The organism is Sphingobium sp. 22B (genome assembly GCF_001580035.1).
GTDB classification, from domain to species: Bacteria; Pseudomonadota; Alphaproteobacteria; order Sphingomonadales; family Sphingomonadaceae; genus Sphingobium; species Sphingobium fuliginis.
Genome location: NZ_LTAB01000072.1, coordinates 1 through 1,471, shown reverse-complemented (window position 1 = coordinate 1,471; position 1,471 = coordinate 1). Strand labels below are relative to the sequence as shown.

Annotated in this window: 1 pseudogene; it reads left to right on the top strand. The window is 61.9% G+C overall.

The features are described from left to right. The first annotated feature begins 161 nt into the window (after positions 1-161). Positions 162-1,250, top strand: a pseudogene (locus A0J57_RS24960) (IS5 family transposase). Positions 1,251-1,471: the final 221 nt, after the last annotated feature.

Here is a 1,471-nt window from a genome sequence, read left to right as displayed (position 1 = left end):
CCATAGAAACATCAAGCGCGGCATAGGCAGTCATGGCTTTCCTCCTCGATAGGGGATGCTCAATATGGGGCGAATCGCACCCAATGACCGCATCTCGAAAAACCTCTGGTGCATAGCGGCCTGAACTGATTCACTGCCATTGCGCGACAGCGGAGGCGGTAATGGCGGGACAGCCGGGTTTCTTTGATCTTTCGAACCAGTACGAGGCGCTGAGTGCAGCGGGCGATCCGCTGGAGCGGTTGGCGGCCGTCGTTGACTTCGAGGTTTTCCGTTGACCGCTGGTCGCCGCCCTGCGACGCGCCCCGCGCGCCAAGGGCGGACGTCTGCCGTTCGACCCTGTGCTGATGTTCAAGATCCTGGTTCTGCAGGCACTGTACTCGTTGTCAGACGAGGCAACCGAGTTTCAGATCAAGGATCGGCTGTCGTTTCAGCGGTTCCTGGGCCTTGGGCTCGACGGCACGGTGCCGGATGCGACGACGGTATGGCTGTTCCGCGAGCGCCTCGTGAAGGCCAGGGCGATCGACCGGCTGTTCGCCCGCTTCGATGCCGCGCTGACCGATCGGGGTTATCTGGCCATGGGCGGCCAAATCATCGATGCCACGGTCGTGCCGGCGCCGAAACAACGGAATACCGAAGTGGAGAAGATGGCGATCAAGGAGGGGTGCGTTCCCGAGGCCTGTCAAGTAAAACCCGCCAAGCTCCGCCAGAAGGATCGCGACGCGCGCTGGAGCGTCAAGTACACCAAGGCCAAGGTGAAGGAAGGCGCCGATCCCAAGGCGTTCAAGCCGGTCGACCTCGCTATCCCGATGTTCGGCTACAAGAACCACATCGGCATCGACAGGACCCATGGTCTGATCCGTACCTGGGACGCCAGCGCCGCCAATGCTCACGATGGTGCACGACTGCCCGATGTGGTCAGCAAGGACAACACCGGCTCGGGGGTCTGGGCGGACACGGCCTACCGGTCGAAGAAGAACGAGGCGTTCCTCGCCAAGGGGATGTTCACCAGCCACATCCACCAGAAGAAGCTGCCGCGCCGGCCGATGCCCGAACGCATCGCCAGGGCCAATGCAAAACGATCCGCCGTGCGTTCGGCGGTCGAGCACTTGTTCGCCGGGCAGAAGCACCGCATGGGGCTGGTCGTGCGGACCATCGGCATCGCCCGCGCCCGCATCAAGATCGGGATGGCCAACCTGGCCTATAACTTCCAGCGTCTTGCCTGGCTTGAGGGGCGTCCTGCGCCCGCATGACGCAAAAACCGGCCCCTGCAGCCGGTTCCGACACGGAAATCAGCGGATCAGCACCCAAAAACCGGGGCTCACCGTCAATTTGCGCGCCTTCACGTCGCCATCATGCCGAAATCAGACGGTTCTTCGAGATGCGGTCATTGGGTGCGATTCGCCCCATATTGAGCATCCCCTATCGAGGAGGAAAGCCATGACTGCCTATGCCGCGCTTGATGTTTCTATGG